Genomic DNA, 21,978 nt, shown 5'->3' on the forward strand with positions numbered 1-21,978 from the left:
ATCTAATAGAAAGGAGTATCAGTGGCAGTTAAATTGCAAGCAGATGAGATAAGTTCGATCATCAAAGAAAGAATTGAGAATTTTGAAATTGATGTTGACATCAATGAAGTAGGAAAAGTAGTAGGTATCGCAGACGGTATTACAACAGTATATGGTCTTAACAATGTTATGGCTGGTGAAGTTGTAGAGTTTGATAATGGTGCTAGAGGACTTGTATTGAACCTTGAAGAGGCAAACGTTGGTGTTGTTATCCTTGGTTCAAGTACAGGAATCAAAGAAGGTATGAGCGTTAAAAGAGCAGGAGATCTTCTTAAGACACCAGTAGGCGACGGAATGATGGGTAGAGTAGTAAACCCACTTGGTGAGCCAATTGACGGTAAAGGTGCAGTTGAAGTAGCTGAGCATAGATTTATCGAAGAGAAAGCACCAGGGATCATGGCTAGAAAATCAGTTCATGAGCCACTTCAAACAGGTATCAAAGCGATTGATGCACTTGTACCGGTTGGTAGAGGACAAAGAGAGCTTATCATTGGAGATAGACAAACTGGTAAAACAACATTGGCTATCGATACGATCATCAACCAAAAAGGTCAAGATGTTGTATGTATCTATGTTGCTATTGGTCAAAAACAATCAACAGTAGCTGCAACAGTGAAAAAACTTGAAGAGCATGGTGCAATGGATTATACGATCATTGTTACTGCTGGTGCAGCTGACTCTTCAGCACTTCAGTTCCTTGCTCCTTATGCCGGTGTAACTATGGCTGAATACTTTAGAGACAATGGTAGACACGCAGTTATCTTTTATGATGATCTTTCTAAGCACGCTGTTGCATATAGAGAAATGTCATTGATTCTTAGAAGACCTCCGGGTCGTGAAGCATACCCAGGGGATGTTTTCTATCTACACTCAAGACTACTTGAAAGAGCTGCAAAGCTTTCTGATGAATTAGGTGCTGGTTCAATTACTGCATTCCCTATCATTGAAACTCAAGCAGGTGATGTTGCGGCATATATTCCAACAAACGTTATTTCTATTACAGATGGTCAGATCTTCCTAGAGACTGACTTGTTCAACTCAGGTATCAGACCAGCGATCAACGTAGGTCTTTCAGTATCTAGAGTTGGTGGTGCTGCTCAAATAAAAGCAACAAAACAAGTTTCTGGTACATTGAGACTTGATCTTGCTTCATTTAGAGAGCTTCAGGCATTTGCACAGTTCGCATCTGATCTTGATGATTATACAAGAGGTCAACTTGAGCGTGGTCAAAGAATGGTAGAGGTACTTAAACAAGGACCTTACCAACCAGTTCCTATTGAAAAACAAGTTGTAATTATCTTTGCTGGTGCAAATGGATTCCTTGATGATATTCCTGCGTCTTCTGTAACTAAATTTGAAGCAGATCTTATGCCATTTATGGAAGCAAAATATGCAAACATTCTTGATGCTATCAGAAATGAGAAAAAGATCTCTGATGATACGGATGGAGAATTACGTAAAGCTATCGAAGATTTCAAAGCTTCATTTGCTGGATAAGAAAGGCTTAGAATGGCTAATTTAAAAGAGATAAAGCGTAAGATAGGGAGTGTTAAAAACACACAAAAGACCACTAACGCTATGAAGCTTGTCTCTTCTGCTAAACTGAAAAGAACAGAAGAACTTGCTATAAGATCTAGAGTCTATGCTGCAAAATTGACCGAACTCTTAAATGAGATCGCTCAAAAAATGCAACAAGCTAATGCAGAGGGTCTAGACAATGTTTATTTTAAGGATGTACAAAATCCTAAGACGGTAGACATTGTATTTATCACAGCAGATAAAGGTCTTTGTGGTGGTTTTAACTCACAAACGATCAAAAGAACAAGACAATTGATCGCTGAGTATCAAGCACAGGATGTAAAAGTTCGTCTTAGAGCAGTAGGTAGAAAAGGTATCGATTATTTTAAATTCAACAATGTTGAACTTAATAATGAAATCGTTGGACTTTCTGCTGCCCCTGACTTTAAACAGGCTGCAGAGTTTATCTCTGAAGTGGCTGAATCATATGTAAACGGTGAGACAGATAAGATCATATTGATCCACAATGGTTATGTGAACATGATCACTCAAGAAATTAGAGAAGATCAGGTTTTACCTGTGGATACATCAAAATTAGAACTTAATGCTGTTTCAACTTCAGAACTTGAAGTAGAACCAGATGATGATGATACACTTCTTGATGCATTGGTTAAGCGTTATGTTGAGTATACAATGTATTACTCACTTATCGATTCATTGGCAGCAGAACACTCTGCTCGTATGCAAGCGATGGATGCAGCAACAAGCAATGCTAAAGAGATGGTAAAAGAACTTACTGTGAAGTATAACAAAGCAAGACAAGAAGCCATTACTACTGAACTCATAGAGATCATCAGTGGTATGGAATCAATGAAATAATTAGAGGAGAAGTAATGACAGGTAAAATAGTACAAGTCTTAGGTCCCGTTCTCGATGTGGATTTTACAGACTACCTACCGGAGATTAATGAAGCGTTAGAAACTACGTTTATGGTTGACGGTAAAGAGCAAAAATTGGTTTTAGAAGTAGCAGCACAATTAGGTGATAACAGAGTTAGAACAATTGCTATGGATATGAGTGAAGGTGTTGTAAGAGGTCAAGAAGTGAGAGCTACAGGTTCTTCTATTAAAGTTCCTGTTGGTGAAGCAGTTCTTGGACGTATCTTCAATGTTATCGGTGAGGCTATCGATGAAGCTGGCGATGTAAATGCTAAAGAATACTGGTCAATCCACAGAGATCCACCACCATTCGAAGAGCAAAGTACAAAAACAGAAGTATTTGAAACAGGTATCAAAGTTGTTGACCTTCTTGCTCCTTATAACAAAGGTGGTAAAGTTGGATTATTCGGTGGTGCTGGTGTTGGTAAAACCGTAATTATTATGGAACTTATTAATAACGTTGCTATGAAACACAGCGGATATTCTGTATTTGCCGGTGTTGGTGAAAGAACACGTGAAGGTAATGACCTTTACTACGAAATGAAAGAATCAAACGTACTTGACAAAGTTGCACTGTGCTACGGTCAAATGTCAGAGCCTCCAGGTGCACGTAACCGTATCGCACTTACTGGTCTTACTATGGCTGAGTACTTTAGAGACGAGATGGGTCTTGATGTATTGATGTTTATCGATAATATCTTTAGATTTGCTCAATCTGGTTCAGAAATGTCTGCACTTCTTGGTCGTATTCCTTCAGCTGTTGGTTACCAACCAACACTCGCTAGAGAGATGGGTGCACTTCAAGAAAGAATTACATCAACAACTAAAGGTTCTATTACTTCTGTTCAAGCAGTATATGTACCAGCGGATGACTTGACTGACCCGGCACCAGCGTCTGTATTTGCTCACTTGGATGCAACAACAGTACTTAATAGATCTATTGCTGAAAAAGGTATCTATCCTGCGGTTGATCCATTGGATTCAACTTCAAGAATGCTTGCTCCGCAAATTGTTGGTGAAGAGCACTATAGTATCGCTAGAGGCGTACAACAACTTCTTCAAAAATATAAAGATCTTCAAGATATCATTGCGATTCTTGGTATGGATGAGCTTTCTGAAGATGACAAACTTGTTGTTGAAAGAGCTAGAAAGATTGAAAAATACCTTTCTCAACCATTCCACGTTGCTGAAGTATTTACAGGTTCTCCAGGTGTTTATGTTACACTTGAAGATACACTTGAAGGATTTAAAGGTCTTATCGAAGGTAAATATGATGACATGAATGAAGCTGCGTTCTACATGGTAGGTAACATGGCTGAAGCTATTGCTAAAAACGATAAGATTAACGCTAAGTAATCTTAGTTCTTGTCTTATAAAGGATAATTATGGAACTTATGAAGCTAGAAATAGTCACACCTAACGGTGTGATCTTTGACGCTGAAGTAAAACAAGTAACACTACCAGGGTCAGAGGGTGAGTTTGGTGTTTTAGCCAATCACGCTACTTTGGTATCGTTGCTTGATACAGGTGTAATTGTGATCGATAATGTAGACGGAAGTGAAGTAGCAGTAGCTATTAACTCTGGATATGTAAAAGTCGATGAAGAGAAAACAACTTGTATAGTAGATGGTGCAGTTGCTCTTTCTGGCGATGATAGTGATCTTGCAAAAGCACTTGAAGAGGCAAAAGAGTTACTTAAGAGTACTGAATCTTCTAATGCAGTTATCGCAGCAGCGGTAAGCAAAGTTGAACAAATTGGAAAGTCTTTCTAATTTGGACTCTCTCGCTACTTATTTCTTTGAAAGCAGTGCAATAACTATTTTTGTACTGCTTTTACTCTCTGGTTATTTTATCGCTACATTTTGGGTATTTTTGGATAGATTTTATATCTTAAACGCACGTATTGCTTCCGAAGCTAAATCACTTAAAGCACTTTACACAGGCCAGTCAAAATCAGTGGCTAGTAATTCACTTATTTTTACTTATCTGTCTCGTGTTAACACACCAAATAAAGCGATACTCCAAGCTGCATCTTCTGATGCAATACGTGTTTCTACTAAGGGACTTACCTGGCTCTCCATCATAGCCTCTACTTCACCATTTATCGGTCTTTTTGGTACGGTTGTAGGTATACTTGAAACATTCACTAAATTAGGAGAACAATCGAGTGCTTCTTTGAGTGTTGTTGCACCAGCAATATCTGAGGCACTTATAGCTACTGCTGCAGGTATTGCCGTAGCTATATTTGCTTATTCATTTCATCTGATACTTAAGCGTAAGGCTTATGAATTAAGTTCATTGCTCTCTTCTCAATCAGAAGTGATTTTATCTCAGGTTAATGAGGACTAATCATGTTTAGTTGGGATGATAGTCCAGACTTGAACATTACGCCTCTTGTGGATGTTATGTTGGTATTGATGGCCATACTTATGGTTACAGCACCTACTATTACTTTTCAAGAACAGATTGCTTTACCTCAAGGTTCCAAGACAGTCAAGGTAGAAAAACCAAAAACACTTACGATTCGTATGGATAAAGATCAAAAGATATATCTAGGTAAAGATACCTATGCGTTAGATACGTTTGCAGATGATTTTGTCAATCAGTCGGTCAAATTTGATAAAAATTCAGAAGTTTATATACGGGCAGATGAAACATTGACCTATAAGAACGTGATGTATCTTCTTAAAAGTGTTAAAGCGGCTGGTTTCGAGAAGGTATCACTCATAACATTATGATTAAAAAGTCTTCTACGTTTATCTCAGGATTGTTGGCTTTTGGTATTTACATAAGTCTTATCACTTTACTCCTATTTTATTTTAATACTCGGGATCAGAAAAAACCTGTACATTATGTTAAGAAAAATGAAGAACGCATACGTGTCTCAATGACTGCACCCAAACCTCAAACTAAGAATGAGATCAAAAAACAATCTAAAAAAGTAGTAAAACCTAAACCTAAATCAAAACCAAAAGAAACGGTAAAAAAGAAAGTAGTCAAGAAAAAAGTCGTTAAAGAAAAAGTTGTTAAAAAATCTAAGATAGTCAAAAAGACGAAAGATTTGAATACTACTAAACCTAAAAAAGTCAATAAACCAAAAGATCTTTTTGCCAATATCTCTTCAACAAAAAAAGTAGAAAAGCCTAAGGTAATAAATACGCAGAAGAAGCCCAAAAAAAGCACTATTGTTAAAGTTTCGAATAAACCAAGTGCAAGTGAATTGGTTTCTGATTCATTAAAGAAGCAAAAAAAGAGTGATTCTGGCATAGAGAATGCTTATTTAGCCAAGATTGAAGAGAAACTCAAGGGTTGGCCTGCACAAAGTGAATATGCAGGGGAGATGGCAAAAGTATGGATAAAGGTAGAACCTAGTGGAGCGTTCAAGTTCAGAGTTATCACTGCATCAGGAAATGAAGCATTTAATGAAGGTCTTATGACTTACTTAGAACAGTTGCGAAAGATTGGTTTTGGCCAGCATAAGGGAAACAGAGCTTATGAATTAGATGTAGAGTTTGTAGCTACAGAATAGGGGGCTAAGATGTATAAAACAATAGCATATCAAGGTGTTCAAGGTGCGTATTCGGAGCAAGCTTGCAAAAATGCATATGAGTCATATAATACGATAGCTTGTGATACTTTTCATGAAGCAATGTGGATGGTAGAGCGGGGAGATGCTGATCTGGCTATGATTCCTTTGGAAAACTCCACAGCAGGAAGAGTAGAAGAGATTTATAGACTCATTCCTAAAATGTCATTGCATGTCATCGCTGAGCATTTTGAACCTATAGTACATTGTTTACTTGCATTGTCCGATGTAAAATTGGAAGATTTGAAATATGTTGCTTCCCATCCGCAAGCATTGGCACAGTGCCACAACAATATACTCTCTTTAGGTTTGAAAGCAGAAGCAAAACTTGATACGGCTGGTGCTGCCAAAGAGTTGGCTGAATTAAAAGATCCACAAAGAGCGGCTATTGCATCGAAACTGGCAGCAGATATATATGGATTACAGATATTAAAAGAAAACTTTGAAGATATACATGGAAATACTACACGATTTTTTATCCTTTCAGGAGAAAAAAGAGTACCCGATTATGAATCATCAAAAAAGTATATCACCTCGTTAGTATTTCAGGTGCAAAATATACCCGCTGCGCTCTATAAAGTTCTTGGTGGTTTTGCAAGTAATGGCATTAATCTTTTAAAGATAGAGAGTTACATGGGAACGCAAATGCTTCCAGGAAGTCAATTTCATATTGATATTGATGGGCATATTGATTCAGATATTATGAGAATTGCTTTAAAGGAAGTCTCATTTTTTGCAGAAGATGTAAGAATACTGGGTGTGTATGAGAGTCATAGAGATAATCAAATTGAGTATATGATTTGAAATTTTTCTTATTTTATTCAAAAAAAACTAAAACTCATCAATTTTATAATGTTTTAAGAACAAGATATTTTTTGATACACTATAACTATGAAAACTATAGTTCCGATCAAACAAGTGCTTAATGAGTACGGAGATATTATCAGAATTGTTTACCACTACGAGGTAGCGATAAATGACACAATGCAGTAAGTGTCATCATATTGGGGAGCCCCAGACAAAGACAAAGATAGGGCGAAAAGTTATCATGCTATCCCTGATGGTTGTCGTGTATCCTGTTTCATTTGTGATACTTTTGCTTATTGGAATAATATTTAGGATTGATGGATGCTATGGCACTCCAAATGATGTTTGTCTAGCAGCAACCATGGTATTATCTGCAGCAATAACACTAATTTATATTATTACAGTGCTATATAAATGCACACGAAAGATTGAGGTTTGCGAGAAGTGTGGCAACCAAACCGAGAAGTGCATGTGGAAATAACTTGCATTTTAAGATCCTTTAACCAATATACTTCATATCTTTTTGTCAATATGGCTATCTGCACTTAGTGTAATAAATATTGAAAATTTCATATTTCCCTCTTTTTAATATCGTCGTCTTTTTATATATGACACTTATTATATTAAATTATTCCACTTGACTATTATTCAAAACCTTATAAAACATTCCATATAGGTATATTTTATAAGAAGACAGGGTTTACTAATACTTGTACTGCTTGAAGTACTTTAAATATAATGTAGCATAGGGGTCAATAAAATATGGCAGACATATATCCAACTACTGAGCTGTTGTCAGTACTTACATCTGCAGAAGTACGGTAGTCTAATAATTTTGAGGAGAGATTTAAGTGTTTGGCTGCGAGTATCATAGCTTGGATACCTATAAGTCCACAGGCTTCACATCCCTTTTCAAGTTCAGTTAAATCAAGCTTTTCAACACCTATTAAACAGTTTTTATCCAATGCATTTGCTTTCTTTAGGTTATGAAAATGACTTAAATCAGAGCTTATGACAACAGCACTGTCTTTGTTGTTTAAGAGTGCCATGATAAGATTTGCCAGTATTTTTACTGAAATATCACCATAGATTAATTCTATGACTTTTGTTTTTGGGAAATAGTGTTGTATAAAAGGGAGTTGTACTTCGGTGGAGTGTTCTTTTTCATGTGCTTTTGGTTCAAAGCCGATATGGAACTGTTTGGCCAAAGCAAAAAGGTAGGCACTGTCTATCTTTGGTTGACCGCAGGGTGTTTCATATGTTTCATAATAGCTCCCCGATATCCCCTTAAAATAATGGTGGTGGCTGGGACCTATGACAATGATACGTTTTACGTTTGCCTGTTTTAAAAACCTATATGCAAAGTTGGCTGTGAATCCACTATAGATATAACCAGCATGAGGGACTATGATGGCCCGGGGAATGATACTTTTAATTTTATGAGGGATCTTCATCGTATCAAATGTATGATTGAACTCTCTAATATATGTTTTAAGTTTGGCACATTCCTTAGGATAAAATAGACCTTGAACAGAAGATTTTCGTACGGCATTACCCATTATTTCTCTTTATACTTTTTTACTCTATAAGTAGAGATCTCTGGATGCTGTGCGAGACAGTCATTACTAAGATTAGCTTTAAGACATAAGCTAGAGAAGAAATCATCGAATCTAGGCAACTGTTCCCATACTTGTGGTAAATAGGTAGCATGTTTATCGTTGAGTTTAAGTACGATACCATCTTGAAAAGGAACGACTTTACTTCTTAGATCTTCTATCGTGTCATATGATAACGGCTGAGGTTCTGAGAGAATAGAGACTTCAATTTTAATGTGTTCCAGTTCTTCCAACTTGAGTGGGGAGAATCGAGGATCACGTAAAGCAGCAGCCTGAGCATTTGATATAATGTCTTTATAGAGAGGGCGATAGGCTTGAAGTGAACCTATACATCCACGAAGTTGTTCATTTGGCTCAGTATTAATGGTGACAAAAGCAGCACCATTTTCTTCAAGACTAGGGTAGGTTTTTAAAGCATACTCTAAATCAAAATTTTCAGGTTGATTTAATGCCACTAAAATAGCGGCTTTGGCTAAGGCTATAACTATATCATTCAACATATACTCCTTTATTTTTTATTTTATCATAAATTCAATCATCAGAAAAATATTATGATATTAATTAATGAATATTTTAAGAGAGCAAGGATACAATACAGACTAAAACAAACACTAAAATAGAGGAATATTCTTGAGATATTTATTAGTACTTTTCGTATCAATTACTTTTTTTACATTAAACCTTTTTGGGGTTGATGCAACACTTAAAATAGAGAAAGATGTTGAACAGCGTGCACGTATAGCACTTATGGATGGTTCAACTGAGCAGGACAGAAAAGTTTTTGATATTTTACTTTCTGACCTTAAGATCTCCGGACATTTTTTACCAGACACTACGCATCATATAGGAGATATTTCTTCCAATTATATTATCCCTGCTCTGAAAAGCCAGGAATATGTACTTAAGTATGCAATGGAACAAGGATCAGGTACAAAACTTTTAATACGTCTTTTAAAGGCTTCTGACGGCACACAGATATTTAAAAAAAGCTATGCGATCCCCACAAAAGCAAAGATGCCATTTTTGATACATAAAGCGATAAGTGACATTAACAATATTTTAAAATACCCAACTATCTCCTGGATAAATCGTTATGTTGCATATGCTGTTTATACGACCCCTGGACGTAGTGAAATACGTTTGGCTGATTATACCTTCAACTATAAAAAAACTATTATTAAAGGTGGTTTGAATCTTTTTCCTAAATGGGCAGATTCAGCACAGAGAAGTCTCTATTACACATCTTATCGAGGTACACTTCCTACATTGTATAAACTTAATATCTATGATGGAAGCAAAACGAAGATAACAAGTTCTGAAGGGATGATGGTTTGTTCAGATGTAAGTAAAGATGGCTCAAAACTTTTACTTACCATGGCACCAGAAGGACAAGCAGACATTTATGAGCTTGATCTTGCATCAAAATCAAAGAGAAGAGTGACGAACTTTAAAGGTATAGATGTAAATGGAAGGTATGTAGATGATGAGAGCCGTATTATTTTTATCTCTAACCGATTGGGATATGCAAATGTATTTAAGAAATCTATACAGGGTGGAGCAACTTCTCAAGTAGTGTATCATGGACGCAACAATAATGCCTGTGATGCACATGAAGATAAAATAGTCTACTCGAGTAGAGAAAGCAACAATGCATTTGGGGATAATACGTTTAATCTTTACCTTACCTCTACAGGAAGTTCAGACACAAGACCGATCACAACAACAGGTTCAAACCAGTTCCCTCGTTTTTCTACGGATGGATCTGTGATACTCTTTCTAAAGCAGAGAGGTCACAGCTCTTCAATAGGATACACAAATCTTTCAAGTCGTCAAAGTTTACTTTTCCCATTTAATGATAGAAAAGTTCAATCTATTGATTGGTAATACATTTTTTCCAAGAAGTCATTTAGTGACTACTCGGATAATATTTTAATAAAAAAGGATATCACATGACACATAAATTACTTATAGCATCGGCAATAGTTTCACTCATTTTGGGAGGATGTGCACAACCTGCTCCAGATTTAGGTGGGAAAAACAATATTTCAGATGCAAATCATATTGAAGGTGAAACAGTCAGCATTGATGAAAATACTTATGGAGATGGATCTACCGGAAACTATAATAGCAGTAGTGACGGCTTCAAAAGTATCTATTTTGCTTTTGCAGATTATTCTATCTCTTCAAATATGGAGAATAATATGAATCATAATGTTGAGGTGGCCAATGCAGCAGCTTCTAAAATAAAAATAGAAGGTAACTGTGATGAGTTTGGTACAGATGAGTATAATTATGCTCTAGGATTGAAACGTGCCAAAGCGGTAAAAGACAGTATCGCAGCACAGGGTATTGATACAAGTAGAATGGTGTTGGTAAGTTTTGGTGAGAGTAATGCTGTATGTACTGAACCTAGTGACAGTTGTTATGAAAGAAACAGAAGAGTTGACATTCGTTTAATGAAGTAGGATAGAGATGATAGGTAGATTAAATAAGGTTGTAGCACAGTGTGTTTGTATAGCACTTACAAGTACACTGCTTGTCCATGCTGAACCTTCTGTTTATGGGTTTGGTAGTGATGAAAATACTAATGATCCACAAACATCTGTGAGCAGTAAAAAAACTATTACTTCTTTACAGCAATACATTGCAGAGCAAGATGAGAGAATTGACGGTCTTACTACGATCATAGAAGGCTTGAGTGCAGCGATCAATGAGCTTCAACAGTCTAAAGGAATGAATACAGCCTCTGTGGAGGACAATGATTCATCCAACAGGGCATTGCTAAAAAAGCTGGCCGGTATGATCGATGAGATAAATGCGAACTATGTAAGTAAAGAAGAGTTAGCAAATGCCTTAGGTAAAAAGGGTTCGGTCAAGTCGGCTAAAACAGTTAGTGAAGAGGCTGGATCGGTTGAAGGGAAAAGCAATGCAGAACTTTATAGTGAAGGTGTAAGATATTTTGTAAAAAAACGTTATGATGAAGCACAAAAAAGATTTATAATAACAGATACAAAAGGGTATAAACCAGCAGCTTCAAACTATTATTTGGGTGAAATTGCATATTATACAAATAAGTATGAAGATGCGATATTTTACTTTAAAAAAAGTGCAGGCATTTATGACAAGGCTTCTTATATAGATACGTTGCTCCTCCATACAGCTGTATCACTTGAAAAAAGTGGTGACAAAAGTCAGGCAAAAGCATTTTATGAAAATATTATAGAAAACTACGCGGGAAAGAAAACGGCAAATATTGCTAAAGAAAGATTAAAAAAACTTTAGGACAAAATGATGTTCAAAATACTCCTCATATGTATGACTTTTCTTACTGCAGGCATGACAAGTGAAGAGGTTGAAATCTTACCACAGATAGGCACAGAGACTATGCCTATCGCTAAAACAATCTTTAAACAAATCAAAAATGACAGTGAAAAAATCATTGATCTCACGGGAAAAAATTTTATCGTTGTCTCTGTACGTGAACGTGGCAGTGATGGACGTTTTTATGCCGTGGACAGTGATGGTACAGTATGGTGGAGTGGTCCAGTCACTTCTGGTGCACCGGAGTTTAGAAGTCCTTCGGGCATTTTTACGATTTTCCAAAAAAAGCGTTACCATATGTCAACACTCTGGCCTGATGACAGTGGTGTAAATAACATGGATTATATGATGAAGTTCACAAAATCAGGACATGCTTTACATAAAGGAAGTGTGGATTGGATGTCTCATGGCTGTATACACATTGATCCTAAGGATGTACCAGTGATCTACAACTGGTCTACCTATAAAACAAAAGTGGTCATTACAAGACATACCTATATGCCTTTTGCAAAAGAAGATCTGAAAAAAATTTACGGAAAAAGGTAAAAGAGTTGTTTTATAACTCTTTTGCTCTTTTATAGGCTTTTTCTATGGCATTCATACAAGATGCTCTGACATTACCATCCTCTAACGCAGCATAACCTGCTGCAGTTGTTCCGCCTGGACTCATAACACCATCTTTAAGCAGAGAAGGGTGTATCTCTTGGATGAGTTCACCAAAACCAGAAAAGAGACCTCTCATTGCAGCCATAGCATGTTCTCTTTTGAGACCTTGTTTCACTGCACCATCTGCAAGTGCTTCAGCGATCAGTGCCAAATATGCAGGACCTGAACCGGCTAATGCTGTGGCGATGTCTATCTCTTTTTCACTGTCCAGCCAAAGTGTTTCACCTATAGCACCCAAAAGTGTGATTGCTTCTTCTTTATAGCTTATATCACCTGTCAGTGTGGTCATGGATCTACCTACACTTGCAGCAAGGTTTGGCATTGTTCTTACTACGGCTTGTGTGTTGAGGTGTTGTTTAAGTTTTTCCAGAGATGTCCCGGCAAGCACAGAGAATACAACTCTTGCTTTTCCTCTGAGTTTTGCACCCACCTCTTCAACATTGGCAGGTTTGACACAAAAGAGTATGGTTTTATCTGTGATATCAAAATCATCAAGAAGGTATTTATCTATTTTGAGACCAAGTGCCTTTTCAAAAGCATCAAGTTTCTTCATATTTCTTCCGACAACTTCGATGTTGTATGTACCCTTGAGACCTTTAGCGATGCTAAGGCCCATGTTTCCGTTACCTATAAATGTAATTGTTTGCATTCTCTACCCTTATTGATCTCTTCTCGTATTAATATAAACAAGGTCCATATCATACTCAGTTACTTATTGCTCAACAGGCTGATACAGGAAATCACTAAATGATTTTTCGTAAAAGATTCAGCTTTGCAAGAAGTATTTTTGAATTAATTGATAGGATTATAACATTATTAGTATTTATTTGTTAAAATAGATTCAATTACAGTGATAGGAAAAATAATGGAAGCATTTTTACAAGAGGCCAAAGCATCAAGTAGGGTTTTAGCTACTTTGAGCGGGGCAGATAAAAATAGGATTTTAAAAGAGATGGCAACAGCCTTACGTGTAAATACAGGAGACATCCTTAATGCAAATGTATTAGATATGGCAGATGCAGAAACAAACAATCTTGCACCTTCACTTAAAGACAGACTATTTTTAGATGAGGGACGTGTTGAGGGTATGGCCGTTGCTATTGAAGAGATAGCTGGTCTTAAAGAACCAGTAGGACGTGTACTTGATGGTTGGGTGACAGAAGATGGACTTAAGATAGAGAAAGTCTCTGTGCCTATAGGCGTGATAGGTATCATTTATGAGTCTCGTCCGAATGTGACTTCAGATACAGCGGCACTAAGTTTTAAATCTTCTAATGTCTGTGTACTTAAAGGAGGGAAAGAAGCGCAACATTCAAATGAAGCCATCGCTAAAGTTTTACAAGGTGTGCTAAGAACCAATGATCTGCCAGAAGCACTCATCTCCCTCATTCCTGATGCTTCACGTGAAGGAGTAGCAAAGCTTATTAAAATGGACAAGTATGTAGATCTCATAGTACCTCGTGGTGGTGAAGGTCTGATCCGTTATGTGAGTGAAAATGCTTCAGTACCTGTGGTAAAACATGACAAAGGTCAGTGTCATACGTATATAGATGAAGATGCCAATGTACAAAATGCCATCGCTATCGCCATCAATGCTAAAGTGCAAAGACCGGGGGTATGTAACTCTATGGAGACACTGCTTGTAGATGCAGCTATTGCTGTGGAGGTACTTCCTCAACTTAAAGCTGCGTTCGATGAAGCACATACAGAGCTTAAAGGGTGTGAACTTACGCAAAAGAGTATCGATGTAGCTCCCGCAACTGAGGAAGATTATGACACAGAGTATTTGGCCAACATCTTGAATATAAAAGTAGTAGATGGTGTGAATGGTGCTATAGACCATATCATACGTTTTGGTTCTGGACACTCTGAAGCGATCATCACTGAGAATATTACAACAGCGGAAGCTTTTCTTAACGGTATAGATGCCGCAGCAGTCTATGTGAATGCATCAACACGCTTTACAGATGGCGGTGCCTTTGGTTTTGGTGCTGAAGTCGGTATAAGTACAAATAAACTCCATGCACGCGGTCCTATGGGCATAGAGGGATTAACGACATATAAATTCAAGATCTATGGCTCAGGACAGATAAGATAAGGGTTATTTGCTGCCTAAGCCTTACTAAAGTTTGATTAGCTAGAATAACGTAAATTTAAATATATAGGAAACATTATGACAATCGTAAATGAAAATTGTGTAGTAGGAATCGAATACGAAGTAAAAGAAGCTGGAACAACAGAAGTTGTAGATAGTAATAAAGGTGGAGAGCCACTAGAATTTATAGTTGGTCTTGGTCAAATCATCCCAGGTCTTGAGAGTGCACTTGTAGGTATGAATGAGGGTGAGAGTGGAGACATTATGGTTTCTGCTGCTAATGCTTACGGTGATGTAAATCCAGAAGCAATACAAACACTTCCAAAAGAGCAGTTTGAAGGTGTAGACCTCATTGAAGGTATGACACTTTATGGTCAAGGTGAGCAAGGAGAGACTGTACAAGTAACTGTAAAATCATTTGATGATAAAGAAGTACAAGTAGATTTTAATCACCCATTGGCTGGTAAAGATTTAATGTTCTCTGTTACTGTTTTGAGTGCAAGAGAAGCAACAGCTGAAGAAATAGCAAATGCTATGGTAGGTGGTGCACCGGCAAAATCAGAAGGTGGAAGTTGTGGTACAGGATGTGGCTGTCACTAGGCTTTCCTTTTTCTTAGCGTCATCTTTTTATTGAAGATTGGCGCTATATTTAGTTATATCTTCATCTATCTTCTTACTTATTTCAATTCAATAATTTATACATAATACAACACCAACTAGAACGAAATATCTGTTTAATAAACAGTAAAACACTCTTTCCTACTCAAAATAAATCATAAAATAATGGTTACTTTGTATGATATTTTGCTATCATATATCTCAAAATTATACAAAGGGATGGAATGCACAAAATAGAAAAACTTTTTGATATCAATACTCTATTGATGACTCTGTTTTCATCTTTAGAGACAATAAGAGAAGAAAAGGGAATTGAGCTTATCTATGATATGCAAGCAACAATACCAAGGGAGTTAAGAGGTGACTCTGCGGTATTATTACGATTACTTACCAAAATACTTACTTTCGTTTTCCAAAATACCGATAAAAAAGAAATTATTCTGTCACTTGAAGCCCCTGAAGATTTTATGTATGAAGAACCTATATCTTTTAAAATACAAAAAACAAATATAGACAAAGAAAAGATTCTAAAATTTTTAGAAACCAATTTAAGTAAAGATCTTGAAATGCTTGAAGGAAAGATTATTTATGAGAGAGATGTAGATATCTATTTAGATATACCTTTTATGATCAATGAGCTGGGATACCGACGTCATTATAGATTGCCTGCTGCATCTATGTTGGGTAAAAAGGTTTTATTGATTGGTGAAAGTGAACAGGTATCTCAAAGTATCAAAAAAATGTTTAATTATTTTTTATATGATGTGGATGTTGGATTGGATGCATTTAAAAGCAAAGGAAATGATCTGACTCCATATGATATATTGATCATAGAAGACAAGTACAATACAGAAGAACTTGAACATATTATCGCTAGAGTACAGCAAAATATTCCCCTTAAGTATGTACTTTTACAAGATGATCACCATGTTGAGCACAAAACAATAAGTGTCTCTACACATTTGATTAAACCTGCAACTGAAGAGAGTGTCTTTGAATTGATCGTGTCACTTTTTAAAAATGAGAAGGATCATAGAGAGATAAGAATACAAACAAAAGAGAATATTGTTGATCTTGAAAAAATACTTCAAGTGCATAAGCATAATGAAAAGCATGTAAATCCAAGTACTAAGTATGAAGAGAATCTTAAGAGTATGATCGAAAAAAGAAGAGAGATTGATTTACCTGTATTAGATACAAAGACAGGTGAAGAGAATACTAAAAAGATGGGTCTGAAATATGCAAATGAATTAAAAAACTTTTTAGATTCTTTTGATCGTTCGGATATCTATTTTAGAGAAATTGTGAATGAAAAATCAATTCATAAAATTAAAGAGTTTTGTATAGATCTTGAAAAACATGCAAAACTTATTGGGGCTGAGAACATATTGAAATTGGCTGAAACTGTCAGTCTTATTTTTGTCTACAACAAACTCGAGTTGTTACCAATATATCCTGGAAAGTACCATATAGAATTACAAAAACTCATTACTGAAATAAAAAAAGAGTTGCGTATAAAATAGTCTAATAGACTAAACCTCTTCAAGTAATTCAAAATCACTTTTAGTTACACCACAATCCGGACAGACCCAATCTTCAGGGATATCTTCAAATGCAATACCTGGTTCTATACCAGAATCAGGATCTCCTAATATCGGGTCGTAGATATATTTACAGATCGTACAAATATACTTTTTACTCATGATAATCTCCTTCTTATAAGATATTACTATCATATCATAATTTGAAAGATGGTAAAATACATAAAATATTTTAATACTTCAAAAGGACACGTATGTCAATCAAATGCGCATTTTTATTTCCAGGGCAAGGCTCACAGGCTGTAGGTATGGGTCAAGACTTTTTTAACAATTCTGATATTGCAAAACAGATGGTAGCTGATGCAAGTACAAGAACAGGTATCGACTTTGAGAACCTGCTTTTTGAAGAGAATGATAAGCTTGAAAAAACAGAATTTACACAACCGGCTATCTTACTTGTATCTGCCATAGCACACAAACTTTTTGAAAATGAAATGCCTATCAAACCTGTATATGCATTAGGTCACTCACTGGGTGAATTTTCTGCACTGGTTTCTGTAGGTGCTATAGATGCTATAGATGCTGTAGAGCTTGTGAATCTTCGCGGTAAACTCATGGCTGAAGCATGTGCTGGACAAGATGTGGGTATGATGGTGTCTCTTGGTCTTGACGATGAGGTGGTGGAAGAGATCTGTGATGCACAAAGAGAAGCTGGATTGAAAGTATGGCCTGTAAACTACAATGCTGAAGGACAGATCGTTATCGCTGGTATCAAATCTGATCTTGAAGTGTTGGCTCCACTGTTAAAAGAAGCCAAAGCAAAAAGAGCGATGCTTCTCAATATGTCAGTGGCAAGTCACTGTCCACTGCTTGAAAGTGCTACAGCACCTTTATCTGCCAAGCTTAATGAGATGTTAAAAGATGAGTTTATTGCACCAGTGGTATCGAATGTAACGGCAAAAACATACAACACCAAAGAAGAAGCTTTAGATCTTCTTCCTAAACAGTTGGTTTCCCCTGTACTATATAAACAGTCTATTGCAGTTTTTGATGATGCTGTAGATTGTTATGTTGAGTTTGGACATGGTGGTGTACTTAAAGGATTGAACCGTAAAGCAACAACAAAACCTCATTTTGTTGTTTCAGACATGGCGTCACTCCAAACAGCTATTGAAGAGATAGCAAAATTAGGATAGTTATGACGAGTCGTAAAATTGCCATTATGGGTGCAATGCCTGAAGAGATAGAACCTATTATAAGTAAACTTGAGAATGTAGAAACTATGGTCTATGGAGCCAACAAGTATTATGAAGGCCATTACCATGGACAAAAAGTTGTTGTTGCATACTCGAAGATTGGTAAAGTATTTGCTACATTAACTGCTACAACGCTTATAGAAAAATTTGGTTGCGACACACTTCTCTTCTCTGGTGTAGCAGGAGCAATAAGTGATGAATTACAGATCGGTGATCTAATCATTGCTAAGAGTCTTTGTCAGCATGATTTGGATATTACTGCATTTGGACATCCTTTTGGGTATGTACCGGAAGGAGAAGTGTTTATTCCTGCGGATGCCACACTGCTTAATATTGCTAAAGATGTAGCCAAGCAAAAAGAGTTAACCCTGAAAGAGGGTATCATTGCAACAGGCGATCAGTTTGTTGCAGATGAAGAGCGTAAAAACTGGATAGGCAGTACTTTTAAGGCAGATGCTTTAGAGATGGAAGGGGCAAGTGTTGCAGTAGTCTGTAATGCTTTAAATGTACCTTTTTTCATTTTGCGTGCCATCTCAGATAGTGCCGATATGGATGCAAGTTTTAATTTTGATGAATTTTTGGAAAGTTCAGCAAAGATATCTGCCGATTTCGTCTTGAGCATGGTGGATGAACTTGGACAATAATCAAAGACGTATTGCCTCTAAAAGCATACCTGTAAGTAAAAAGTTACTTAAGTTGGCGGGTAAGACCAATGCAGAGTTCAGACTGATAGGTGAGGGTGATAAAGTATTGGTTGGGCTCAGCGGAGGGAAAGACTCTTTGGCGCTTGTACATATCATGAAGCACATACAACGTCACGCTCCTTTTAACTTTGAGTTTGAAGCCTGTACTATCAAGTATGGTATGCCTGATGAACATTATGCTTTTTTAGAAGCACACTGTAAAGAGTATGGGATTAAACATACAGTTTATGATACCAATATCTTTGAAATCTCGCATGATACGATACGCGATAACTCTTCATTCTGTTCTTATTTTTCACGTATGAGAAGAGGGGCACTTTACAGCTTTGCGGAAGAGGGCGGTTTTACCAAGGTAGCACTTGGACACCACTTCGATGATACAGTAGAGAGCTTTTTTATGAATATGTTTTATAACGGAAGTATGAGAGCTTTAGCACCTATCTACAAAACAAGCAGGGGGTTTCATCTGATACGTCCATTGATACAAGCCAGAGAGACGCAACTGCGTGCTTTTGCCGAAGAAAATAATTTACAAGTTATTGGTGATGAAGCCTGTCCTGCTATGTTAAAAGATGTGAAGATGCCTCATGCAAGAGCGTCTACTAAAGAGTGGTTGGCAGGACTTGAAAAAGAGAATAAGGATATCTTTAAAATGTTTAGAGCCTCATTTAAACATATACATGATGATACCTTTTTTGATCCAGAACGTTGGAATAGAGATGATATATAAGGAAATACTTTGAAATTATTTTTACTACTAGCCTTATTTTTTACAAGTTTGATTGCGGATGAAAATATACACCCTTCTGAATTTACTGTTAAACTCATAAAAAAATGTGAAGTTCTTGCATTAAGTGTGGAGCCAAACCGTAAAGCAAAAAAGATTTATACCAATATCTGGACTGATGGCTGTGTCCAAAATCTCGGATGTATGAGAGAGATCACTCAAAAAGAACTTGATGAGGTAAATGGAACAAAAAGAGACTTTATGGCATGGAAATACCCGGTATGGTGTAAGGTGGATGCAGATGGTAAAAGAGGGTGGGTACGTAAACAATTCCTGGTAGACGAGCCTTGTAAGCAGCAAGACTGATTATTTTTGGAAAAAGTATGAATCAATTTATAGCCACAGCATCAGGACGCTTAGACAAGATACTTGCAACCCAACTTGATGTGAGCCGTAACCAAGTTGATAAGCTTGTAAAAGACGGGTTTGTGAGTGTGAATAATACAACGATTACAAAAAGTAGCTTTAAAGTAACAGAAGGAAATATCATTTCTTATAGCTTTAAAGAAGCAGAAAAAAGAGTGGCTCCACCTATAGATTTTGACGTAGAAATACTGTATGAAGATGAGTATCTTTTAGTGATTAATAAACCTTCCGGACTTGTGGTTCATCCTGCACCTTCTGTTAAAGAGCCTACACTTGTGGATTGGTTGATCCACAAGGGGATATCTCTCTCGACTATCAGTGGAGAAGAGCGTTATGGCATTGTACACCGTCTAGACAAAGAGACAACGGGTGCATTGGTAGTGGCCAAGGATAACAAAGTACATGAAGCACTAAGTGCACAGTTGCAAGATAAGAGTATGGGACGTTATTATCTGGCATTGATCGATTGTCCGCTTAAAGACGATATAGTGGTAGATAAACCTATAGGACGTAATCCTAAAAACAGGCTCAAAATGGACGTAGTTCCCGATGGAAGAAGTGCTAAAACAGCATTTGTAAAATTGCTTACAAGTCACTATGGTGTTGAACTTATAGCGGCAAAATTATTTACAGGTAGAACCCATCAAATACGTGTACATTTAAATACGCTTGGACGTCACATTTTGGGTGATGATTTATATGGGTTTAAGACCAAAAGAGATAAAATTTCCAGAGTTAATCTGCATGCATATTTACTCTATCTGTTTCACCCTGTAAGCGGTGAAAGAATGGAATTTGTCGCCCCAATGTTCGATGATATGAAAGCGTATATAGCCAAAAATTTTGATCAAGGTGAAGTAGATGAAAAAATCGATCCTCATACTTTGGGTACTCTCTTTAATAAGCTTTAATGGTTGTGGTGCTGTTAAGGGATTGATGACGTATGGTACAGATCCTTCACTAGACACCATTACCCAAGTACATACTTTACCTAGAATGAACTCTGTAGGTTTTGAGTGGAAAAAGATAGAAGATCATCGTATACATGGTGTAAATATTTACAGAGGAAGTGCTTCCCAAGATATACAAAGTTTCAAACGTATAGGTACTGTGGGTAACCGTTATGCAACACACTTTGTAGATACACATGTGAAAGCAGACAGTACGTATCGTTATACTTTTAGTACATTTGCTTTTGGGAAAGAGTCTAGGCACAGTGAACCGATCGAGGTAAAAACACTGCCTGCATTCTCGGCAGTCTCATTTGTGAAAGCCTATAAAGTTGCACCCTCTGTAGTAAAACTTTTGTGGAAACCACATGCAGATTCAAGTATAAATACCTATATCGTGGAGCGTTCAGTAGATGGGGCTGAATGGAAATATGTCTCACAGGTACAAGGACAATTGATGGCTGAGTACATTGATACCTTTGTAAGAGGCGGACATACATATAGCTACCGGATCATTGCACAAAGTTATGACAAGATACACGCTTACCCCAGCCAACCAACAAAAATTACATTATAAGCAGGAACAATGCCACATTTAAAAGTTACCCCTTTTGATACTTCTATAGTAGAACAACAATTAGAAACAAGTCCTATGATGACTTTTTGCGCCACAGCACTTAATCGTAATGATATGCTTATTGGTATTGAACATGCAGGAGAAGAATTCTTACTTCAGCTTAAACCGGATGAAAAAGCCTATTTACTAAAATATGACAAAGTGACCAGACCACTTAAAGTGAGTATACTTAAAGAAGCACTGGAACGTGTTTCAAAAGAGTTGAACTTGGATGTGCTCTCTTCAAATATTGCTATATCAAATACTAAAAGTGCACTCTCTTCGGAGCATTTTAAAAAGATAGAAGATTTTGAAAATATCACTTATCCTAAAGAGAAGATCTCTGTGGAGGTAGGATTTGGAAGTGGAAGACATTTATTGTATCAGGCCCAAAAGAATCCAGATACACTTTTTATAGGTATAGAGATCCATACACCTTCCGCACAACAGGTACTCAAGCAGATAGAACTTCAGGGACTTGATAACATATGGGTAGTGAATTATGATGCAAGACTTTTTTTGGAGATGTTACCTTCAAATGTATGTGAACAGAT

General features: G+C 36.8%; 25 protein-coding genes and 1 pseudogene. 22 read left to right on the forward strand and 4 right to left on the reverse strand.

Translation table 11 applies throughout. The features are described 5' to 3' along the window. Nucleotides 1-21: 21 nt before the first annotated feature. Genes atpA through ABZC96_RS01820 form a run of 8 tightly spaced genes read left to right on the forward strand, consistent with a single transcriptional unit; the run spans nucleotide 22 to nucleotide 6,885 of the window. Nucleotides 22-1,536 carry a F0F1 ATP synthase subunit alpha gene (atpA, locus tag ABZC96_RS01785; RefSeq protein WP_373028657.1) on the forward strand — a complete coding sequence of 505 codons (1,515 nt, stop codon included), beginning with the start codon at nucleotides 22-24 and terminating at the stop codon, nucleotides 1,534-1,536. Between the two features lie 12 nt (nucleotides 1,537-1,548). Continuing rightward, entirely contained in the window at nucleotides 1,549-2,436 is an 888-nt protein-coding gene (atpG, locus tag ABZC96_RS01790; protein ID WP_373028659.1) for an ATP synthase F1 subunit gamma, read from the forward strand. Between the two features lie 14 nt (nucleotides 2,437-2,450). Beyond that, nucleotides 2,451-3,851 carry a F0F1 ATP synthase subunit beta gene (gene atpD, locus ABZC96_RS01795; protein WP_373028661.1) on the forward strand — a complete coding sequence of 467 codons (1,401 nt, stop codon included), beginning with the start codon at nucleotides 2,451-2,453 and terminating at the stop codon, nucleotides 3,849-3,851. Nucleotides 3,852-3,880: 29 nt separating this feature from the next. Then, on the forward strand, nucleotides 3,881-4,267 hold the full coding sequence (gene atpC, locus ABZC96_RS01800) for an ATP synthase F1 subunit epsilon (RefSeq protein ID WP_373028662.1): 387 nt from the start codon (nucleotides 3,881-3,883) through the stop codon (nucleotides 4,265-4,267). Nucleotide 4,268: 1 nt separating this feature from the next. Next, on the forward strand, nucleotides 4,269-4,844 hold the full coding sequence (locus ABZC96_RS01805; protein WP_373028694.1) for a MotA/TolQ/ExbB proton channel family protein: 576 nt from the start codon (nucleotides 4,269-4,271) through the stop codon (nucleotides 4,842-4,844). A 2-nt stretch (nucleotides 4,845-4,846) separates the two neighbouring features. Next, nucleotides 4,847-5,233, forward strand: coding sequence for a biopolymer transporter ExbD (locus ABZC96_RS01810; RefSeq protein ID WP_373028664.1), 387 nt, complete (start codon nucleotides 4,847-4,849; stop codon nucleotides 5,231-5,233). Further along, nucleotides 5,230-6,024: a TonB C-terminal domain-containing protein gene (locus ABZC96_RS01815; protein WP_373028665.1), complete on the forward strand. Its 795-nt coding sequence runs from the start codon at nucleotides 5,230-5,232 to the stop codon at nucleotides 6,022-6,024. Before ABZC96_RS01810 ends, ABZC96_RS01815 begins: the two co-directional genes overlap by 4 nt. A gap of 9 nt (nucleotides 6,025-6,033) precedes the next feature. Further along, nucleotides 6,034-6,885 (forward strand): prephenate dehydratase, encoded by an 852-nt coding sequence (locus ABZC96_RS01820; protein ID WP_373028667.1) that lies wholly within the window; start codon nucleotides 6,034-6,036, stop codon nucleotides 6,883-6,885. Nucleotides 6,886-7,640: 755 nt separating this feature from the next. Here the strand turns inward: ABZC96_RS01820 and amrB are convergent. Continuing rightward, nucleotides 7,641-8,447: an AmmeMemoRadiSam system protein B gene (gene amrB / locus ABZC96_RS01825; protein ID WP_373028668.1), complete on the reverse strand. Its 807-nt coding sequence runs from the start codon at nucleotides 8,445-8,447 to the stop codon at nucleotides 7,641-7,643. Next, nucleotides 8,447-9,001 carry an AmmeMemoRadiSam system protein A gene (gene amrA, locus ABZC96_RS01830; protein WP_373028670.1) on the reverse strand — a complete coding sequence of 185 codons (555 nt, stop codon included), beginning with the start codon at nucleotides 8,999-9,001 and terminating at the stop codon, nucleotides 8,447-8,449. The genes amrB and amrA overlap by 1 nt, the downstream gene beginning before the upstream one ends. A 133-nt stretch (nucleotides 9,002-9,134) precedes the next feature. Here amrA and tolB point away from each other — a divergent pair, with 133 nt between their 5' ends. The 4 genes from tolB to ABZC96_RS01850 all read left to right on the forward strand — a co-directional run bounded on the left by tolB (nucleotide 9,135) and on the right by ABZC96_RS01850 (nucleotide 12,371). Continuing rightward, entirely contained in the window at nucleotides 9,135-10,388 is a 1,254-nt protein-coding gene (gene tolB / locus ABZC96_RS01835) for a Tol-Pal system protein TolB (RefSeq protein ID WP_373028671.1), read from the forward strand. Between the two features lie 65 nt (nucleotides 10,389-10,453). Beyond that, nucleotides 10,454-10,969, forward strand: a complete 516-nt coding sequence (locus tag ABZC96_RS01840; RefSeq protein ID WP_373028672.1) for an OmpA family protein — start codon at nucleotides 10,454-10,456, stop codon at nucleotides 10,967-10,969. A 7-nt stretch (nucleotides 10,970-10,976) separates the two neighbouring features. Further along, nucleotides 10,977-11,786, forward strand: coding sequence for a tol-pal system YbgF family protein (locus ABZC96_RS01845; RefSeq protein WP_373028673.1), 810 nt, complete (start codon nucleotides 10,977-10,979; stop codon nucleotides 11,784-11,786). Nucleotides 11,787-11,795: 9 nt separating this feature from the next. Continuing rightward, the gene (locus ABZC96_RS01850; protein ID WP_373028675.1) at nucleotides 11,796-12,371 is read left to right on the forward strand and encodes a L,D-transpeptidase; all 576 of its coding nucleotides are present in this window, start codon (nucleotides 11,796-11,798) and stop codon (nucleotides 12,369-12,371) included. Between the two features lie 10 nt (nucleotides 12,372-12,381). Here ABZC96_RS01850 and ABZC96_RS01855 read toward each other — a convergent pair whose 3' ends face one another. Further along, a complete protein-coding gene (locus ABZC96_RS01855; protein WP_373028677.1) occupies nucleotides 12,382-13,140 on the reverse strand; it encodes a pyrroline-5-carboxylate reductase in 759 nt (252 codons plus the stop codon). Nucleotides 13,141-13,356: 216 nt separating this feature from the next. Here ABZC96_RS01855 and ABZC96_RS01860 point away from each other — a divergent pair, with 216 nt between their 5' ends. The 3 genes from ABZC96_RS01860 (at nucleotide 13,357) to ABZC96_RS01870 (ending at nucleotide 16,727) form a co-directional block, all read left to right on the forward strand. Further along, nucleotides 13,357-14,589: a glutamate-5-semialdehyde dehydrogenase gene (locus ABZC96_RS01860; protein WP_373028679.1), complete on the forward strand. Its 1,233-nt coding sequence runs from the start codon at nucleotides 13,357-13,359 to the stop codon at nucleotides 14,587-14,589. A 75-nt stretch (nucleotides 14,590-14,664) separates the two neighbouring features. Next, nucleotides 14,665-15,186, forward strand: a complete 522-nt coding sequence (locus ABZC96_RS01865) for a peptidylprolyl isomerase (RefSeq protein WP_373028681.1) — start codon at nucleotides 14,665-14,667, stop codon at nucleotides 15,184-15,186. A gap of 242 nt (nucleotides 15,187-15,428) precedes the next feature. Beyond that, nucleotides 15,429-16,727, forward strand: a complete 1,299-nt coding sequence (locus ABZC96_RS01870) for a hypothetical protein (RefSeq protein ID WP_373028683.1) — start codon at nucleotides 15,429-15,431, stop codon at nucleotides 16,725-16,727. A 9-nt stretch (nucleotides 16,728-16,736) separates the two neighbouring features. Here the strand turns inward: ABZC96_RS01870 and rd are convergent, their stop codons facing one another. After that, entirely contained in the window at nucleotides 16,737-16,907 is a 171-nt protein-coding gene (rd, locus tag ABZC96_RS01875) for a rubredoxin (RefSeq protein ID WP_373028685.1), read from the reverse strand. A gap of 92 nt (nucleotides 16,908-16,999) precedes the next feature. Here rd and fabD point away from each other — a divergent pair, with 92 nt between their 5' ends. From fabD to ABZC96_RS01910, 7 genes and pseudogenes are all read left to right on the forward strand, one after another. After that, nucleotides 17,000-17,941, forward strand: coding sequence for an ACP S-malonyltransferase (gene fabD, locus ABZC96_RS01880; RefSeq protein WP_373028687.1), 942 nt, complete (start codon nucleotides 17,000-17,002; stop codon nucleotides 17,939-17,941). A gap of 2 nt (nucleotides 17,942-17,943) precedes the next feature. Further along, nucleotides 17,944-18,645: a 5'-methylthioadenosine/adenosylhomocysteine nucleosidase gene (locus ABZC96_RS01885; protein WP_373028689.1), complete on the forward strand. Its 702-nt coding sequence runs from the start codon at nucleotides 17,944-17,946 to the stop codon at nucleotides 18,643-18,645. Further along, nucleotides 18,629-19,435 (forward strand): ATP-binding protein, encoded by an 807-nt coding sequence (locus ABZC96_RS01890; protein WP_373028690.1) that lies wholly within the window; start codon nucleotides 18,629-18,631, stop codon nucleotides 19,433-19,435. Before ABZC96_RS01885 ends, ABZC96_RS01890 begins: the two co-directional genes overlap by 17 nt. Nucleotides 19,436-19,444: 9 nt before the next feature. Continuing rightward, nucleotides 19,445-19,798, forward strand: a complete 354-nt coding sequence (locus ABZC96_RS01895; RefSeq protein WP_373028691.1) for a hypothetical protein — start codon at nucleotides 19,445-19,447, stop codon at nucleotides 19,796-19,798. Nucleotides 19,799-19,815: 17 nt separating this feature from the next. Then, nucleotides 19,816-20,769, forward strand: a complete 954-nt coding sequence (locus tag ABZC96_RS01900) for an RluA family pseudouridine synthase (protein WP_373028692.1) — start codon at nucleotides 19,816-19,818, stop codon at nucleotides 20,767-20,769. After that, entirely contained in the window at nucleotides 20,720-21,385 is a 666-nt protein-coding gene (locus ABZC96_RS01905; RefSeq protein WP_373028693.1) for a hypothetical protein, read from the forward strand. The genes ABZC96_RS01900 and ABZC96_RS01905 overlap by 50 nt, the downstream gene beginning before the upstream one ends. 9 nt (nucleotides 21,386-21,394) lie before the next feature. Continuing rightward, a pseudogene (locus ABZC96_RS01910) lies at nucleotides 21,395-21,978 on the forward strand (tRNA (guanosine(46)-N7)-methyltransferase TrmB); the annotation flags it as partial.

Source organism: Sulfurovum sp. (genome assembly GCF_041551015.1).
In the GTDB taxonomy this organism is placed as follows: domain Bacteria; phylum Campylobacterota; class Campylobacteria; order Campylobacterales; family Sulfurovaceae; genus Sulfurovum.